This window comes from Nocardiopsis sp. iso_237 (assembly GCF_056173345.1).
The window spans coordinates 1,296,509-1,312,782 of the sequence record NZ_CM149669.1 but is presented as its reverse complement, the minus strand read 5'-3'; the positions used below and the strand labels follow the sequence as shown (position 1 = coordinate 1,312,782).

Here is a 16,274-nt window from a genome sequence, read left to right as displayed (position 1 = left end):
CGGAGGAGGGCGCCCCGTGGTCACGCGGGTTCGGTCAGGCGTCGGCGCACTGCGGCGCCCCCGTCGTCTCGCAGACCGCGTCGAGCGGGGCGTAGAAGTCGTCCGGGACGGCCTCCCACCCCCAGATCCGCTCGTCGGTGAGGTCGCAGTCGCCCGCCTCGCAGTAGCCGTTGGCGGCGAGGTAGTCCTGGTTGGCCTTCTCCTGGAGGGCGGTCACCACCGTGTCGAACAGCTCCGGCTCCAGGCCGTTGTAGACGGTGACCGGGGAGCTGGTGATGGTCTCGGACTCCCAGACGACGCGCAGGTCGCCCTCCTCCAGGGAGCCGCTGTCGACGAGGGTCTCGTCCACCATCGAGTCGAAGGCGAAGCCCGCGTCGCACTCACCGGCGGCGACCGCGACGGCCGAGGCGTCGTGGCCCCCGGCGAAGGTCTCCTCCCAGTCGCCCTCCTCGATCCCGGCCTCCAGCAGTCCGGCCAGCGGATACAGGTACCCCGAGGCGGAGTTGGGGTCGACGAAGCAGAGCTGCTTCCCGGCGAAGTCCTCGATGCCCTCGATGTCGGAGTCGGCCGGGACGACGCCGTAGGAGACGTAGCCGGGCGGCTGGCCCTCCTCCTGCACCATGGCGCCCGCGACGCTGATGTCCGAGCCGGCGTTCTTGGCGATGTAGTAGGAGAAGGGGCCGTACTGGGCGATGTGGATCCGGCCGCTGCGCTGGCCCTCGATGACCGCCGCGTAGTCGGTCGCGGTCTGGAACTCCACCTCCAGGCCGGTCTCGTCCCTGAGCATCCTGATGACCGGCTCGTAGCTGTTCTGGAGCCCGCCCGCCTCCTCCGAGGGGACCGCGGCGATGACCAGGGTGTCGGGGGAGGCCCCGTCCCCGCCCGCCGAGGCGTCCTCCTCGGCGCTCGGCCCGCAGGCGGCCAGGAGGGCGAGGGCTGAGGCCGCGGCGGCGATGGCGCCGACCCTACGGCCGGGTCTGGTCTGCATGGTTCGGAGGACTCCTCGACGTGGTCCGCCCGGAAGCGGACATTTCACTCATGGGGACGTCTCCACTGTGCAGATCCCCGACTGTCGTGAGCCGAAGCCGAGGTGACCGGGCAGGGAACGCGGCACGGCGTCTTGGTGCGGACGCCGACGGCGGGGGTCAGCGGCGGCCCTCGCGGACGCGCAGCGCGATCCACAGTTCGGTGCGGTGGTCGGGGTCGTCCAGGTCGCCGGGGAGCAGTTCCCGGATGCGCCGCATCCGGTAGCGCAGGGTGTGCCGGTGCACGCCCAGCCGCTCGGCGGCGGTGTCCCAGCGGCCCGAGGCGGCCAGGTAGGCGCGCAGCGAGGCGAGGAGTTCGGGTGCGGCCCGCTGCCGGTCGATGGGGGCCAGCAGCTCGTCGGCCAGCCGGGCCCCGGCGGAGGTGTCCAGCAGACCGAGCAGGCCGCCCGGAAGCTGGTCGAAACGCTGGAGCTCGCGCCCCTCCTCCTCGGCGGCGGTCAGCGCCCGCTCGGCCTGGGAGCGCGCGGCGGCCAGCTCCGGGTAGCCGACCGGGGCGCTGACCCCGACCGGTCCGGCCAGGACCTCACCGAACACGGTCGCGTCGGCACTCGCGGCGGCCAGCACCGCGGTGCGGCCCTCGTGCTCGGCCACCAGGACGCCGTCGGGTCGGGGTCCGTCCGGCACGGCCCTCCCGACGGCCACCACCACGGGTTCGGCGGGCAGCACCGACCGCAGGTCGGCGGCGCCCGGGTGGACGGGGTCGAGGGCGCCGTCGAGCAGGGCCGTAAGCACGCCCGCCCCGGTCCCCGCGCCGGGCGAGGGGCGTTCGAGTTCGAGGGAGAGCAGGGACACCGCCGCGTTGACCAGGGTGCGGTCGTCGGAACCGGACACGCGGACCCCGCCGACGGCCAGGAAACCCCGTGCCCGGCCGCCCGTGGCCAGGGGCTGCACGGAGACGCGGTCACCCTCCGAGGCCACCGAGACGCTGGCCCGGGGTCCCGCGCCGCGCAGCCGGGCGAGCTCGTCGGCCAGGCCGGGGGCGCGCGCGGCGGCCGACGCGGGGGCCGCGTGCCGGACCGCGCCGTCCGGGGAGAGCAGCAGCACCCAGCCGCCGAGTTCGCGGGCGAGCCGTTCGACCACGGCGGGGGCACCGGTCAGCGCGGCCCGGGTGAGCGCGCGCTGGGCGGCGAAGGCGCGGTTCAGCCCCTCGTACTCCTCCTGGGCGAGCAGCCGGGAGACCTCCTTGCCGACCGCCATGAACGGGGTCAGGCGGTGGACCTCCAGGAGCGCCACCCCGAACTCCTCGGCGGCGGCGACCAGTTCGTCGGGGGTGTGCTCGAAGTTCACGGCGGCGCCGAAGCCGATCCCCGCGATGTCGCGTTCGGCCAGGCGGCGCACGTAGTCGCGCAGGTCGGGGAGCCGGTCCACCCACCGCACCCCGGTGGTGAGCACCAGTTCTCCCCCGGCGAGATAGGGAGTGGGGTCGGCCAGCTCGCTGACCGCGACCCACTCCACCTGGCGGTGCGTGCGGTCCTGACCGGTGAGCAGGCGCAGGCGCAGGCTCGGCGTGCGCAGCAGCGCTCCCAGTGTCGGCGGCATCCGGTCTCCCCCGTCGCTCCCTGACGCAATGGCACAGGACTCCCCACCGATTATCCACTGTGTCCATGGGTGTCCGGTTCGGCGCGATCTAGTGTCTTGCTCGTCCGCACCGTCGCACCGCACAAGGAGGCAGCCGCATGGCACAGACCGAGGTCGTCCAGTCCCGCCGGATCGTCACCGAGATCCCCGGCCCCAGGTCCCGCGAGATCCAGAAGCGCCGGTCGGCCGCCGTCGCCCAGGGCGTCGGCAGCGTGCTGCCGGTGTACGTGGAGCGCGCGGGCGGCGGCATCGTCGAGGACGTCGACGGCAACGCGCTGATCGACTTCGGCTCGGGGATCGCGGTGACCAACGTCGGGAACGCCGACGCGCGCGTGGTCGGGCGCGCCGCCGAGCAGCTCGGCCGCTTCACCCACACCTGTTTCATGGTCAACCCGTACGAGGCCTACGTGGAGGTGTGCGAGGCGCTCAACCGGGTCACCCCGGGCGACCACGAGAAGCGGTCCATCCTGCTGAACTCGGGCGCGGAGGCCGTGGAGAACGCCGTCAAGATCGCCCGCAGCGCCACCGGACGGCAGGCCGTCGTGGTGTTCGACCACGCCTACCACGGCCGCACCAACCTCACCATGGGTCTGACCGCGAAGAACATGCCCTACAAGCACAGCTTCGGGCCGTTCGCGGGAGAGATCCACCGCATGCCGATGGCCTACGCCTACCGTTGGCCGACCGGCCCGGAGAACTGCGGCCCCGAGGCGGCGGCCGCCGCGATCGACCAGATCGTCAAGCAGGTCGGTGCCGAGAACGTGGCCGCGATGGTCATCGAGCCCATCCAGGGCGAGGGCGGCTTCATCGAGCCCGCCCCCGGGTTCCTGCCCGCGCTGGTCGAGTTCTGCCGCGCCAACGGGATCGTCTTCGTCGCGGACGAGGTGCAGACCGGTTTCGCGCGCACCGGCGACATGTTCGCCTGCGACCACGAGGGGATCGTCCCGGACCTGATCGCCACGGCGAAGGGCATCGCGGGCGGCCTGCCGCTGGCGGCGGTGACCGGCCGGGCCGAGCTCATGGACGCCGTGCACGGCGGCGGTCTGGGTGGCACCTACGGCGGCAACCCGGCGGCCTGCGCCGCCGCGCTGGCCTCACTGGAGGTCATCGAGACCGAGGACCTCACCGGCCGTGCCCGCGAGATCGGTGCGCTCATGCTGGACCGCCTGCGTTCCTTCGCCGACCGCTTCGACGTCGTGGGCGACGTGCGCGGCCGGGGCGCGATGGTCGCCATCGAGCTGGTCAAGGACGGGAAGGAGCCCCACCCCGAGGCCGTGGCCCAGGTGCTCGGGCACTGCCACTCCCGGGGCCTGGTCCTGCTCAGCGCGGGCACCTACGGCAACGTGATCCGGATGCTGCCGCCGCTGGTCATCGGGGACGACCTGCTCCGCGAGGGCCTGGACATCCTGGAGGAGGCCCTCGCCGGGCTGTGACGACCGCCTCGGCCACGGGTCGGAAGGCCGACCGGGTACCCCTTCCGTGAGGAGGGGGTACCCGAACACGGGCCGAGGCGAAGCGTCAGGCCCGAAGGGGCACAGCTACCGGGTCCCCCACGCGTAGCTCTGTTTGCGGAGCTTGAGGTAGAGGAAGGTCTCGGTGCTCTCCACGGTCTCCACGGCGCGGATCGCGGCGAGGATGTCCAGCAGGCGGGCGTCGTCCTCCGCGACGACCTCCACCATGAGGTCGAAGGAGCCCGCCGTGATCACCACGTACTCGACTCCGGCCAGGTCGGAGACCGCGTCGGCGGCGGCGTTGAGGTCGCCGCTGGTGCGGACGCCGATCATCGCCTGACGCTCGAAGCCCAGGGTCATGGGGTCGGTGACGCCCACCACCTGGACCACCCCGGACTCCAGGAGGCGCTGCACACGCTGGCGGACGGCGGCCTCGGAGAGGCCCACCCTCTTGCCGATGGCGGCGTAGGAGAGGCGTCCGTCCTGTTGGAGGACCTCGATGATGCGCTTGGCCGTCTCGTCCAGCACCACCCCGTTGACCCGTCGCGCGGGTCCGGGGTCGGGGAGCTCGGTCACTGGCGCCTCCACGCTTGAAAATCAGGAATCCCTTGTCAGGCCCGGGATTCACAACGGAATCCAACGTACTGCACCCGGTGTGACGAGCCGGTCGACCCGAGGTCTCCTACTGCTGGTCCCGGAGCGAGTCCAGGGACAGCAGGGCCACGTGGAGGGACAGGCAGGTCTCCACCGACTCCAGGTCGGCGTCGAGCACGTTGCCGATCCGGCGCAGCCGTTCGTAGAAGGCGGGCCGGGACAGGTGTGCCCGGCTCGCGGCCAGCGCCTTGTTCCGCCCCGCGCCGAGGTAGTGGCGGAGCATGTCGGCCAGGTCTCCGCCGTGCCGGGCGTCGTGGTCCAGGAGCGGCCCGAGCTCGCGCTCCACGTAGGTCTGGAGGCGCTCGTCGTCGCGGAACAGGTGGAGCAGCCCGCGCAGGTGCAGGTCGGGCAGGCGGTAGAAGGGCCGCCGGTCGCTCTGCTTGATCGCCACGTCGCCCACCTGTCGGGCTTCGAGGAAGGAGCGGCGCACCTCGCGGACGTCGTCGGCGGTCGACCCCACGGCGAGCACCGCCGCGTCCCCCACCGCGCCCCGGACCCGGTCCGCGAGCAGGTGCAGTGTGGCGTCCAGGCGCCTGCGGTCGGGCAGCGCCAGCAGGATGCCCACACGTAGGTCGTCGAGGGAGCCCACCAGGGCGGGGAGCCGGAGTTCGCGGCAGGCGCGGGCGGCGCCCTCCGCGGTGTCGGACAGACGGGCCTGGGCGGCCAGGCCGGTCCCGCTCTCACGCAGGCGCAGGACCAGGCCCACCATCTCGCGGTTGTGCAGGGGCACCCCCACGGCGCGCGCCCGGACCAGCGCCTCCTCCGGGTCCGAGTAGGCGCGGTCGATGATGCCCGTGATGATCGTGCGGTGGGTCTGGCGCTCCAGGCTCTCCTGGTGGCGCTCCAGCAGGCGGCCCAGGGCCAGGGTGATGGCCGCGCGTTCGATGAGCATGGTCTGCCGGGCGGTGGGGGCGGCCCCGGTGATGAGGATCAGGCGCCCCCAGTCCTGTCCCCGGGCGCCGACCGTGGTGACCAGCCAGCCGGAGGCGGGCGCGTGGACGGTCCGTGTCCCGGTGCGGACCGCGCGCGAACGGCTCTCCCAGGCGGTCAGCAGGGTGCCGGGGTCCTCGCCGTTGAGGTCGCAGGCCAGGACCTGGTGGGTGAGGTTCTCCAGGACCACCGGGCAGCCGGAGAGCTGGGCCACCTCGTGCAGGATCTGCCCGACGTCGGCGCCCTCCACGGACAGCTGGGTGAAGACCGAGTGGAGCTTCTCGGACTCCCGGAGCTCCTCCAGCTGCTCGTTGACCACCCGGATGTGCACGGCCTCGGTGATCTCGACGAAGCGGGCCTCGCGGTCGAGCAGGATGACCGGGACGCGGGCGTCACGGGCGGCGTCGAGGAAGGCCTTGGGGAGTTCGGCGTGGTACTTGCGGCCGAGCTCGACGGCGATCCCGCTGACCCCGGCGTCCGCGATGTCCTCGATGTACCGGCGCAGGGCGTCGGGGTCGTCGGGCATGGCGATGCCGGTGCTGAGCACCAGCTCACCGCCGCGCAGCAGGTGGGCCAGGTCGGTGACCTCGGCGATGTGGACCCAGCGCACGGCCACGTCCAGGTACTCGGACCCGGCCACCACTCGGGGCCTGGCCTTCTGGAGAGCGGGCAGCTGGAGGACCTCGGCAAGGGTGGGAAGCACAGGCGACAGTCTAGGACGCTCTGTCAGATTCGAGGGCGTTTCGCTTTACACCGTGCTGAGCCGCCCCCACCCGTGAGCACCGGAGGGACGACCCGACGGATGCTTTACATGTTGTAAAGCCGACCAGCATGTTGTCAACATGGTGATTCTGGCCAAGCCCCCCGGCGCTGGGGAGACTGGGGGCATGTCGGAACTCCTTGCGCGCCACCGCGCGGTCATGCCCTCCTGGTTGCCCCTGTACTACGAGTCCCCGCTGGAGATCGTGAGCGGAAAGGGCGCCCGTGTCACGGACGCCGAAGGCCGCACCTACCTCGACTTCTTCACCGGCATCGTGACCAACATGCTCGGCTACGACGTCGCGGAGGTCCGCGAGGCCGTGGAACGCCAGCTCGCCAAGGGCGTCGTCCACACCTCCACCCTCTACCTCATCCGCTCCCAGGTGGAGCTGGCGGAGCGGATCGCCGGGCTCTCCGGCATCCCCGACGCCAAGGTCTTCTTCACCAACTCCGGCACCGAGGCCAACGAGACCGCCCTGCTGCTGGCCACGCACGCGCGCGGCAGCGACGAGGTCCTGGCCATGCGCGGCAGCTACCACGGGCGCTCCTTCGGCACCGTCGCGGTCACCGGGAACCGCGCCTGGAAGAACTCCTCGCTCTCCCCCCTCAACGTGCACTACCTGCACGGCACCGACCACGCCTCCCCCGCGTTCCGGAGCCTCGACGAGCAGGAGTACATCGACGTCTGCGTGGCCGACCTGCGCGAGGTCCTGGACACCGCCGCACCCAACGTGGCGTGCCTGATCGCGGAGCCGGTCCAGGGCGTGGGCGGGTTCGCGATGCCCCCGGACGGCCTGTACGCGGCCTACAAGGAGGTCCTCGACGAGCACGGCATCCTCTTCGTCTCCGACGAGGTGCAGACCGGGTGGGGCCGGACCGGGACCAGCTTCTTCGGGATCGGCAACCACGGGGTCACCCCGGACGCCATGACCTTCGCCAAGGGGCTCGGCAACGGCTTCGCGGTGGGCGGCGTGGTGGCGCGCGGCGACCTCATGGACGGCCTGACGGCGCTGGGCGTGGCCACCTTCGGCGGCAACCCGGTGTCCATGGCGGCGGCCGGGGCCACCCTCGACTACGTGCTGGAGAACGACCTCCAGGGCAACGCGCTCCGCCAGGGGGCCACCGTCGTCGAGGGCCTGCGCGCGCTGCGCGAGCTCGACTGCGTGCGGGACGTGCGCGGCAAGGGCCTGATGTTCGCGATCGAGATGGCCGACCCCGCCACCGGTGCTCCGTCCTCCCCGCTGGCCGGGAAGGTGCTGGAGGCCGCCCGTGAGCGCGGGCTGCTGGTGGGCAAGGGCGGCGTGCACGGCAACGTGCTGCGCATGGCGCCGCCGCTGACCCTGTCGACCGAGGAGGCCGCCGAGGGCCGCGACATCCTGCTGGACGCCGTCCGCGCCGTCGCGGACCAGGCCTGAAGCCCGCCCCACCAGGAAGAGGAAGCATGAGCAAGCACGTCACCCACTGGATCGGCGGCGGCGCCCACGAGGGGCCCGCCGCGCGGACCGGCGACATCTACAACCCGGCGTCCGGCGCGGTCACCGGAACGGTGGCCCTGGCCGGGGCCGAGGAGGTCGCCATCGCCGTGGCGGCGGCGAAGGCGGCCTTCCCCGGATGGCGGGACACCTCGCTGTCCAGGCGGGTCCAGGTCCTGTTCCGGTTCCGGGAGCTGCTGCGCGCCAACAGCGACCGGCTGGCGGCTGCCGTCAGCTCCGAGCACGGCAAGGTCTTCTCCGACGCCCAGGGGGAGGTGGCCCGGGGACTGGAGGTCGTGGACTTCGCCTGCGGCATCCCCCACCTGCTCAAGGGCGGGTACTCCGAGAACGTGTCCACCGGGGTGGACGCCTACTCGATCCTCCAGCCGCTGGGCGTGGTCAGCGGCATCACGCCGTTCAACTTCCCGGCGATGGTCCCGATGTGGATGTTCCCGGTGGCGATCGCCTGCGGCAACACGTTCGTGCTCAAGCCGAGCGAGAAGGACCCGTCCGCGTCCCTGATCCTGGCCGAGCTGTGGGCCGAGGCCGGACTGCCCGACGGCGTCTTCAACGTGGTGCACGGGGACAAGGTCGCCGTGGACGCGATCCTGGAGCACCCCGACGTGGCGGCGGTGAGCTTCGTGGGCTCCACCCCGATCGCCCGGTACGTGTACCGCAACGCCGCCGAGCACGGCAAGCGCGTCCAGGCCCTGGGCGGCGCCAAGAACCACATGGTGGTGCTGCCCGACGCGGACCTCGACCTGGCGGCGGACTCGGCGGTCTCGGCGGGCTTCGGTTCGGCGGGCGAGCGCTGCATGGCCATCTCGGCGGTGGCCGTGGTGGACTCGGTCGCGGACGACCTGCTGGAGCGTATCCGGGAGCGCGTCTCCCGGCTGCGGGTCGGCCCCGGGGACGACGACCGCAGTGAGATGGGTCCGCTGGTCACCCGGGAGCACCGCGACAAGGTGGCCTCCTACCTGGAGTCGGGGGTCCGTGAGGGGGCGACCCTGGCGGTCGACGGCCGGGTCCACCCGGTGCTGGGCGGGGAGGCGGACGGCTTCTGGCTGGGCCCCTCGGTCCTCGACCACGTCGACCCCGGGATGTCCTGCTACCGCGAGGAGATCTTCGGCCCGGTGCTGAGCGTGGTCCGCGTGCGCGACTACGACGAGGCGGTGCGGCTGGTCAACGGCAACCCGTACGGCAACGGGACGGCGATCTTCACCAACGACGGCGGGGCCGCGCGGCGGTTCCAGAACGAGATCGAGGTGGGGATGGTGGGCATCAACGTGCCCATCCCGGTGCCCATGGCGTACTACTCCTTCGGCGGCTGGAAGCAGTCCCTCTTCGGCGACTCGCACGCGCACGGCACCGAGGGAGTCCACTTCTACACCCGGACGAAGGCGGTCACGGCCCGGTGGACCGACCCGGGACAGCGCCCCGAGGGCGGCGTCGACCTGGGGTTCCCGACCAACGGCTAGCACGGGACCCGTCGAAATAGTGGACGGATGTCTCTCACTGACGGGCTACGGCGGGCCACACGGAGTATCGTGGTTCACCGGCGCCCTTCACCGGGCGCGACCGCGCGCCGAGCGCGCCACGAGAGACCATCCTGGATAGACGCGCTCAATTCCCCTCCTCCCCATGGAAGCGGGTGCGTCAACGGAAGCGCTCCGGGTCCTCAAGACTCCCCCTGGACCCGGAGCGCGACCGTGTTCACCGGCCTCCATCGCCTAGCGTGCCGCGATCAGCGACCCGCCCGCGGAGACCGGCTGGTGACCGATGATCCCCGCGCACTCGTCGCATCCGTACACGTGGCTGCCGTCCGGCAGTTCGCCCAGGACCCGGCGGGGCCGGGGCCACTTGACGTGGCAGACGACGCAGGCATCCCCCATGCACTGCGCTCCGCTGAGCCAGCTCGGGTCGTAGACGTGGATCTCGGATGCGGCGTCGGGCCTCGTGTCCCGTTCGCACATCGTGCTCATTCCGCGCAATGTCCTTGCTCCCCCCGTGGTTTAGGACAGTCTGGCGGGCCGATAGTTACCGGCTCTTAATTGAATCAGAAGCTCTCGGCACCTGGAAGGGTCCGGACCGATCTAAATCACTCCGTGCAGGGAGATCATAACCCTAAGTGACGAACCCTGGGAAGACCCCAGTTCATTGAGGATCTTTCCTACGAAGAACCGGATATGTCCCGTCCCGTGCGGGGCTGGGACTCAGTCCTGGTCGTGCGGAACCACCGAGAATCGGCGCAGGGACAGCGCCGGGTTCGTGACACGGACCGCTTCCACACGCGCGGCCGAAACCTCCGCCGAGGCCACCTCGAAGGTCTGCTCCCCCAGGGATGCCAGCGCGGTCCCCATCGGGTCGACCACCACGCTGTTGCCCGCGCCGGTCGGCGCGGACTGCCCGGAGGCGGCCACGTACACCGTGTTCTCGATGGCGCGGGCCCGGGCGAGGGTGCGCCAGTGGTCCTCCTTCAGCGGCCCCGGAACCCACTGCGCCGCCAGCAGCACCACGTCCGCCCCGGCGTCGGCGATCCGCCGGGTCACCTCCGGGAAGCGCAGGTCGTAACAGGTCTGGAGGCCGAAGACCACGTCGTCGACGGTGAAGGTCTCCGGGTCGTCGATCGGCCCGGGGGCGACCACGTCCGACTCGCTCGCGCCGAAGGCGTCGTAGAGGTGGACCTTGCGGTAGAGCGCGACCCGCTTCCCCTCGGGCGAGAGAGCGACGAGCGTGTTCGTGAAGTGGGTGGCACCCTCTCCCCCGGACTCGTTCACTCCCAGCACCAGGTACACGCCCTCCCGACGGGCGGTGTCGGCGGCGTCGTCCAGGAACGGCCCGTCCAGGGGTTCGGCGGCCTCCACGAACCGGTGGTCGGTGCGCGGAGCGGTGAACATCGTGTACTCGGGGAACAGGACCACGCGCGCGCCCCGGGCGGCGGCGCGAGCGGTCAGCTCCGCGACCGACCGCTGGTTCTCGGCCTTGTCCTGCCCCGGCGCGAACTGGGCGACCGCGACCTGCACCATCGAACTTCCCCCCTCGTGACCTGGGACCCGAACCCGCGAACGGCCCCCGAACGTGCCCCGAGTGTACGCCCGGGCCCCACAGGCCCCCTTGCCCCGTGACGAGCACGTGCACGGCGTGTGCCTTCGCGCTCCCGCCCCGTCCGCCGCCGGTCGGGTTCGACACCGCGGCGTTCCCCTCCACCTCGGGGCGGTGCCGCCCGCCGGGGGCTGGGGCCGCTGGGGTTCCGCGACCTCGCGAGCGTCTGAGCCCCGGCCCGGAGGCCGCCCGGTGCGCCGCTCGGCGTCTCGGGCGGCCCTCCCGGGCCCTGTGGTGCTACTCGTCGACCAGGACGTCCCAGTTGACGTCACCGCCGTCGACCGAGGTCACGGTGAGGGTCACACCGAGCGTCTGTCCCCCGTGGGTGAGTTCGCAACGCATCTCCGCGCCCTCCTCGGCCGGGAGGTCCCCGGGGCAACTGAAGTCGTCCGGCGCCTGGCCGACCTGCTCCGCCAGACGATCGCTCGACTGGCGCTCGACCTCCGCGACGTCCACGGCGGCGGCGGTGTCGCCCCCGGTGCTCTCCTCGCCGTTCGCGGCGTCCGAGGCGTCGCCGCCCAGAGGCTCGGTGTCCCCGATGCTCCACTCGAAGGAACATCCGGTGGCCAGGAGCAACGCTCCCAGCGCCGTTCCGACGACGATCCCACTGCGTCCGGCCCGCATGGCGGCCTCCCTGCTGTTCGGTGATCAGGCACAGGAACAGACGCCGACCACCGCGCTCCGGTTCCACGGCGGACCGTCCGGTATCAGCCACGGTGAACGGGTACTCCACGCGACAGGGCACCAACCCCGGGAGGAACCTTGGTGAGACCGGTCCTGATCGTGACGGCCGTGACGGCACTGGTGCTGGTGGTGCTATTGGGATTTCTGTGGGCCATGCAGCGATCCGTGATCTACCTCCCCTCCCACGACGAACCCCCCGCCGCCGGGTCCGTGATCGAGGGGGCCGAGGACGTCCGGCTGCGCACCGGGGACGGGCTCGACCTGGGCGGCTGGTTCGTACCCCCGACCGCCGGGGACCGGGAGGCGGCCGTACTGGTGACCAACGGCAACGCGGGCGACCGACGGTCCCGTGCACCGCTGGCACGCGCGTTGGCCGCCGAGGGGTTCTCCGTGCTGCTCTTCGACTACCGGGGGTACGGGGGCAACCCGGGCTCCCCCAGCGAGAAGGGGCTCGCCGCCGACGCGCGTGCCGCCGCCGACCACCTCTCCCAGCGCGGCTTCGACGCGGACCGCACCGTATACTTCGGGGAGAGCCTGGGCGCGGCCGTGGCCGCCGACCTGGCCGAACAGCGCCCACCGGCGGCGCTCCTCCTGCGCTCGCCCTTCAGCTCCCTGGCCGACCTGGGCCGTCACCACTACCCGTTGGTACCGGTGCGGGCGCTGTTGCGGGACGAGTTCCCGGTCGCGGAACGGGTCGCGGGGGTCGAACGGCCCACCACCGTGGTCGTCGGTGACGCCGACGCCGTCGTGCCGCCCGAACAGAGCCACGAGGTGGCCGAGGCCAGCGCGGACCTGTTCGAGGAGGTCGTCCTGCCGGGAGCGGGCCACAACGACCCGAGGACGATCCACGGTCCCGAGGTCGTCTCGGCCGTCACCCGCCTCGCCGACCACGCCCTCTGAGCGGATCCGGCCCCGCCCTCTCTTCGGTCCCGCACGATCGCTAGCATAAACAGATCAGTCGGTCTATTAATGTACGAGACTCGGGACGGTCGATGGGCGAAGAAGCGGACGGAACGGCGGAGCGGGGTTCGACCGGCGGCGGGAGGAGCACGAGGCGAAGGGTCCTGCGCGGACTGCTGGTCCTGGGCGGCCTGGGCCTCCTCGCCGGGACCGGGGGTGTGGGCCACTACCTCGCCACCATGTACCGCCCCCGGGCGGAACCACAGCGAGGTCACCTCGCGCTGACCGGGGCCACGGTCCTCACCGGAGTAGAACTGGAACCGCGTGAGAGCACGACGGTACTGGTCTCCGACGGCGTCATCGCCGGGATCGCGGACGACGGCGACCTCGAGCTCCCGGCGGGCACCGAGATCGTGGACCTCGGCGGGCACACGTTGTTGCCCGGCCTGATCGACCTCCACGTGCACCTCGGCTTTCCGCAGCAGGATCCCGGGGAGGAGCTGGGGACGGCCGACATGCCGGGGGTGGTCTACGAGATGGCGCGCTACGCCCCGTCCGCCCGGCGCGCCCTGATCGACCACGGTGTGACGACGGTGCGCGGGCTGGGTGACGACCACGTCTGGATCACGGAGATGCGCCGGATGCTCCGCAGGGGCGAACTGGAGGGCCCTCGGCTCTTCACCTCGGGTCCCCTGTTCACCACCCCGGGCGGCCACCCGGTGGTGACCTTCGGTGTGGAGCCGGACTCCGGCACGGTCCGCCTCCCGGCCACCCCGGAGGAGGCCCGGAGCGCCGTACGCGAGCTCGCCTCCGGCGCGGACCCCGTGGACCTCATCAAGGTCGTGCAGGAGAGCGGGGAACCCGGGCGCCGGGAGTTGGACCCGATCCCCTTCGAGATCCTCGAAGCCGTCGTCACCGAGGCCCACGAACACGGCCTGCCCGTGACCGCGCACTGGGGCGCCGAAGCCGACCTGGCCGACGCCCTGGCCGCCGGGGTGGACGGGCTCGAACACCTGGAGGCCCGCGGTGTCCTCGACGGCTGGCCCGAGGAGCTGCTGGCCGAGCTGGTCGAGCGCGACATCCCCGTCACGCCGACCCTGGCCGTGACCGAGGTGGGCGGTGACCACGAGGTGCACCGTCGGCTCAGGGAGCGCGCGGGCGAGCTGCACGCCGCGGGCGGCCGGATCGTGGCCGGAAGCGACGCGGCCGTGCCCGGTGTCGGCTTCGGTGACGGTCTGCACCGTGAACTGGAACTGCTGTCGGAGAGCGGTATGGGCCCGCACGCGGCGCTCAGGGCAGCGACCAGCGAGGCCGCGCGGGTGCTGCGCACCGACGAGGTCGGCGCCGTCGAGGTGGGCCGCGCGGCCGACCTGCTCGCTGTGGCCGGTGACCCGCTGGCCGACATCTCGGCGATCCGCGACGTGGCCGCGGTCTACCGTGACGGCCGCCGAGTGGTAGGGAGATAGGTCATGCGCAAGGTCGATCCCGCCCAGTACCGGGCCAAACGCCGTCACATCATGCACGCCGCCGCTCCGCTGTTCGCCACCCAGGGCCTGGACGGTACCTCCACCGCCCAGATCCGTGCGGCCGCCGGGATCAGCTCGGGCACGCTGTTCCACTACTTCCCCAGCAAACGCGCGATCCTGATCGCCCTCCTGACCGACGAGGGAGGCGACGACGCCGAACGGATCGCCGTCGCTCGCGACCACGAGGACCCCGGATCCGCTCTCCTCGACCTGGTGGAACACCTCGCGGCTCCGGCGGCGAACCCCGTGGCCGCCGGGCTGGTGTTGGAGGCGCTGCGCCAGGCCCCGCGCGTTCCCGAGCTGGCCGAGGCGCTGGAGGCCGACAACAGCGCCGAGTTCGACGCCCTGACCCGCCTGGTGTCCCGGGCGACCCGGGAGGGCGGGGCCGATCCCGCCCTGGACGCGGAGGCCACCGCGGGCTGGATCCAGACGCTGGTCGGCGCGCTGTTCCTGCGCGCGGCCACCGAGACCGGGTTCGACGCTGACACGCACCTGCGTGACCTGCGGCTGATGCTGGCCCGGTTGGTGGGTCTCACCGATCCCCGAGCCGGGGGCTGAGGTCCCGCCGGGGTTCAGGGCAGGAAGGACATTGCCCAGGCCGGGGCCAGGACCAGGATCAGGAAGCGCGCGAAGCGGGTGGCGAAGGTGACCGCGCAGAACAGCACGACGTTCATGCGCAGCACCCCGGCGAGGACCGAGACCACCATGAACGGCGGGACGCTGGCGAAGGAGCTCAGGGCGAGCAGGCCCGCCCCCCAGACGGGGCGTTCCTCCGCCCGGGCCCGCCAGCGGGACACCCGCTCCGTCCACCGGCCGGGGGTGGCGGCGCGGCGCCGCAGCCACGGCGTGGAAATCGTCCCGTACCCCACGTAGTAGTACGGGATCTTGCCGAGGGTCTGGCCCAGCGCGGCGGCCAGGGCCATCGGCACGAGGGCGCCGTCGTCCACGAGGGCGACGGCGCCCAGCAGGTACAGCTCGATGTTGATGAGCGGGACCAGCCCGGCCGCGGTGGCCACCGCGAAGGCCAGGGCGGTCTCGACCACGTCGGTCTACTTCTCGGCGGCGGCGAGCTGCCCGCAGGCCCCGTCGATCTCCTGGCCGCGGGTGTCGCGGACGGTCACCGAGACTCCGTGGGACTGGAGGCGCCGGACGAACTCGCGCTCGTCCTCGGGGCGCGAGGCGGTCCACTTCGACCCCGGGGTGGGGTTGAGCGGGATGAGGTTGACGTGCACCAGGTGGCCCTTGAGGAGCTTGCCGAGGAGGTCGGCCCGCCAGGCCTGGTCGTTGATGTCCTTGATCAGCGCGTACTCGATGGACACGCGGCGGCCGGTGGTCCCGGCGTAGCGCCAGGCGGCGTCGAGGACCTCGTCGACCTTCCAGCGGGTGTTGATCGGCACCAGCTCGTCGCGGAGCTCGTCGTCGGGGGCGTGCAGGGAGATCGCCAGGCGGACCTGCATCCTCTCGTCGATGAGCTTGTTGATCGCCGGGACCAGGCCCACCGTCGAGACGGTGACGCCGCGCTGGGAGATGCCCATCCCGTTGGGGACCGGGTCGGTGATCTGGCGGACGGTCTGGAGCACCCGCTTGTAGTTGGCCATGGGCTCGCCCATGCCCATGAACACGATGTTGCTGATCCGTCCCGGGCCGCCCGCGACCTCGCCGCGCGCCAGGTCGCGGGCGCTCGCCACGACCTGGTCGACGATCTCGCCGGTGGACAGGTTACGGGTGAGACCCGCCTGGCCGGTGGCGCAGAAGGGGCAGTTCATGCCGCACCCGGCCTGGGAGGAGATGCACAGGGTGACGCGGTCCGGGTAGCGCATGAGCACCGACTCGAACATCACCCCGTCGAAGGCCTTCCACAGGGTCTTGCGGGTCATCCCGTTGTCACAGGTGATGTGCCGGACGGGGGTGAGCAGGGTGGGCAGCAGCGCCTCACCGAGCCGTTCCCGGGAGGACTCGGGGAGGTCGGTCATCTTCGCGGTGTCCGACTCCAGCCCGCCGTAGTAGTGCTTGGCGATCTGCTTGGCCCGGAAGGGCTTCTCGCCCAGCTCCCTGACGACCTCCAGCCGCTCTTCGGGGCTGAGGTCGGCCAGGTGCCGGGGCGGCTTGGCGCGGCGGGGTGCGACGAATGTGAGCTCGGCGGGCATAAGGATCCGTAAGGAGTGGAGTCGG

15 protein-coding genes are annotated in these 16,274 nt (G+C 72.0%); 6 read left to right on the top strand and 9 right to left on the bottom strand.

Translation table 11 applies throughout. The annotated features are described in order from the left end of the window. Window positions 1-34: 34 nt before the first annotated feature. Both AC0VYM_RS06080 and AC0VYM_RS06075 read right to left on the bottom strand, forming a co-directional pair. Window positions 35-988: a phosphate/phosphite/phosphonate ABC transporter substrate-binding protein gene (locus AC0VYM_RS06080; protein WP_475459907.1), complete on the bottom strand. Its 954-nt coding sequence runs from the start codon at window positions 986-988 to the stop codon at window positions 35-37. 157 nt (window positions 989-1,145) lie between these two features. Continuing rightward, window positions 1,146-2,585, bottom strand: a complete 1,440-nt coding sequence (locus tag AC0VYM_RS06075) for a PucR family transcriptional regulator (RefSeq protein WP_475459905.1) — start codon at window positions 2,583-2,585, stop codon at window positions 1,146-1,148. Between the two features lie 137 nt (window positions 2,586-2,722). Between AC0VYM_RS06075 and gabT the strand changes: the two genes are divergently transcribed. Then, a complete protein-coding gene (gabT, locus tag AC0VYM_RS06070) occupies window positions 2,723-4,057 on the top strand; it encodes a 4-aminobutyrate--2-oxoglutarate transaminase (protein ID WP_475459902.1) in 1,335 nt (444 codons plus the stop codon). A gap of 105 nt (window positions 4,058-4,162) precedes the next feature. Here gabT and AC0VYM_RS06065 read toward each other — a convergent pair whose 3' ends face one another. Further along, window positions 4,163-4,651, bottom strand: coding sequence for an Lrp/AsnC family transcriptional regulator (locus AC0VYM_RS06065; RefSeq protein WP_475459900.1), 489 nt, complete (start codon window positions 4,649-4,651; stop codon window positions 4,163-4,165). A 106-nt stretch (window positions 4,652-4,757) separates the two neighbouring features. Next, window positions 4,758-6,362, bottom strand: a complete 1,605-nt coding sequence (locus AC0VYM_RS06060; protein ID WP_475459898.1) for a PucR family transcriptional regulator — start codon at window positions 6,360-6,362, stop codon at window positions 4,758-4,760. A 184-nt stretch (window positions 6,363-6,546) separates the two neighbouring features. Between AC0VYM_RS06060 and AC0VYM_RS06055 the strand changes: the two genes are divergently transcribed. Beyond that, on the top strand, window positions 6,547-7,833 hold the full coding sequence (locus tag AC0VYM_RS06055) for an aspartate aminotransferase family protein (protein WP_475459896.1): 1,287 nt from the start codon (window positions 6,547-6,549) through the stop codon (window positions 7,831-7,833). A gap of 26 nt (window positions 7,834-7,859) precedes the next feature. Next, window positions 7,860-9,368, top strand: a complete 1,509-nt coding sequence (locus AC0VYM_RS06050; RefSeq protein WP_475459893.1) for a CoA-acylating methylmalonate-semialdehyde dehydrogenase — start codon at window positions 7,860-7,862, stop codon at window positions 9,366-9,368. Between the two features lie 252 nt (window positions 9,369-9,620). Here the strand turns inward: AC0VYM_RS06050 and AC0VYM_RS06045 are convergent, their stop codons facing one another. The 3 genes from AC0VYM_RS06045 to AC0VYM_RS06035 form a co-directional block, all read right to left on the bottom strand. After that, entirely contained in the window at window positions 9,621-9,863 is a 243-nt protein-coding gene (locus AC0VYM_RS06045) for a hypothetical protein (RefSeq protein ID WP_475462953.1), read from the bottom strand. 240 nt (window positions 9,864-10,103) lie between these two features. Further along, window positions 10,104-10,916 (bottom strand): carbon-nitrogen hydrolase family protein, encoded by an 813-nt coding sequence (locus AC0VYM_RS06040; RefSeq protein WP_475459890.1) that lies wholly within the window; start codon window positions 10,914-10,916, stop codon window positions 10,104-10,106. A 313-nt stretch (window positions 10,917-11,229) separates the two neighbouring features. Then, complete coding sequence (locus AC0VYM_RS06035; RefSeq protein WP_475459887.1) at window positions 11,230-11,616, bottom strand: DUF4333 domain-containing protein; 387 nt, start codon at window positions 11,614-11,616, stop codon at window positions 11,230-11,232. Between the two features lie 141 nt (window positions 11,617-11,757). Between AC0VYM_RS06035 and AC0VYM_RS06030 the strand changes: the two genes are divergently transcribed. The 3 genes from AC0VYM_RS06030 to AC0VYM_RS06020 all read left to right on the top strand — a co-directional run bounded on the left by AC0VYM_RS06030 (window position 11,758) and on the right by AC0VYM_RS06020 (window position 14,660). Then, window positions 11,758-12,576 (top strand): alpha/beta hydrolase, encoded by an 819-nt coding sequence (locus AC0VYM_RS06030; protein ID WP_475459886.1) that lies wholly within the window; start codon window positions 11,758-11,760, stop codon window positions 12,574-12,576. A gap of 92 nt (window positions 12,577-12,668) precedes the next feature. Continuing rightward, window positions 12,669-14,042 carry an amidohydrolase family protein gene (locus tag AC0VYM_RS06025; RefSeq protein ID WP_475459883.1) on the top strand — a complete coding sequence of 458 codons (1,374 nt, stop codon included), beginning with the start codon at window positions 12,669-12,671 and terminating at the stop codon, window positions 14,040-14,042. A gap of 3 nt (window positions 14,043-14,045) precedes the next feature. After that, window positions 14,046-14,660, top strand: a complete 615-nt coding sequence (locus AC0VYM_RS06020) for a TetR/AcrR family transcriptional regulator (protein ID WP_475459880.1) — start codon at window positions 14,046-14,048, stop codon at window positions 14,658-14,660. Window positions 14,661-14,674: 14 nt separating this feature from the next. On the opposite strand, the gene AC0VYM_RS06015 is transcribed toward AC0VYM_RS06020, so the two are convergent. Continuing rightward, window positions 14,675-15,145 carry a hypothetical protein gene (locus tag AC0VYM_RS06015; RefSeq protein ID WP_475459878.1) on the bottom strand — a complete coding sequence of 157 codons (471 nt, stop codon included), beginning with the start codon at window positions 15,143-15,145 and terminating at the stop codon, window positions 14,675-14,677. A gap of 6 nt (window positions 15,146-15,151) precedes the next feature. Continuing rightward, window positions 15,152-16,249, bottom strand: a complete 1,098-nt coding sequence (rlmN, locus tag AC0VYM_RS06010; RefSeq protein WP_475459876.1) for a dual-specificity RNA methyltransferase RlmN — start codon at window positions 16,247-16,249, stop codon at window positions 15,152-15,154. Window positions 16,250-16,274 lie beyond the last annotated feature (25 nt).

Bases quoted from the DNA above. Each gene is read 5' to 3' on its own strand.
- AC0VYM_RS06080 (WP_475459907.1), bottom strand. From the start codon at position 988: ATGCAGACCAGACCCGGCCGTAGGGTCGGCGCCATCGCCGCCGCGGCC.
- AC0VYM_RS06075 (WP_475459905.1), bottom strand. From the start codon at position 2,585: ATGCCGCCGACACTGGGAGCGCTGCTGCGCACGCCGAGCCTGCGCCTG.
- gabT (WP_475459902.1), top strand. From the start codon at position 2,723: ATGGCACAGACCGAGGTCGTCCAGTCCCGCCGGATCGTCACCGAGATC.
- AC0VYM_RS06055 (WP_475459896.1), top strand. From the start codon at position 6,547: ATGTCGGAACTCCTTGCGCGCCACCGCGCGGTCATGCCCTCCTGGTTG.
- AC0VYM_RS06050 (WP_475459893.1), top strand. From the start codon at position 7,860: ATGAGCAAGCACGTCACCCACTGGATCGGCGGCGGCGCCCACGAGGGG.
- AC0VYM_RS06045 (WP_475462953.1), bottom strand. From the start codon at position 9,863: ATGTGCGAACGGGACACGAGGCCCGACGCCGCATCCGAGATCCACGTC.
- AC0VYM_RS06040 (WP_475459890.1), bottom strand. From the start codon at position 10,916: ATGGTGCAGGTCGCGGTCGCCCAGTTCGCGCCGGGGCAGGACAAGGCC.
- AC0VYM_RS06035 (WP_475459887.1), bottom strand. From the start codon at position 11,616: ATGCGGGCCGGACGCAGTGGGATCGTCGTCGGAACGGCGCTGGGAGCG.
- AC0VYM_RS06025 (WP_475459883.1), top strand. From the start codon at position 12,669: ATGGGCGAAGAAGCGGACGGAACGGCGGAGCGGGGTTCGACCGGCGGC.
- AC0VYM_RS06020 (WP_475459880.1), top strand. From the start codon at position 14,046: ATGCGCAAGGTCGATCCCGCCCAGTACCGGGCCAAACGCCGTCACATC.
- rlmN (WP_475459876.1), bottom strand. From the start codon at position 16,249: ATGCCCGCCGAGCTCACATTCGTCGCACCCCGCCGCGCCAAGCCGCCC.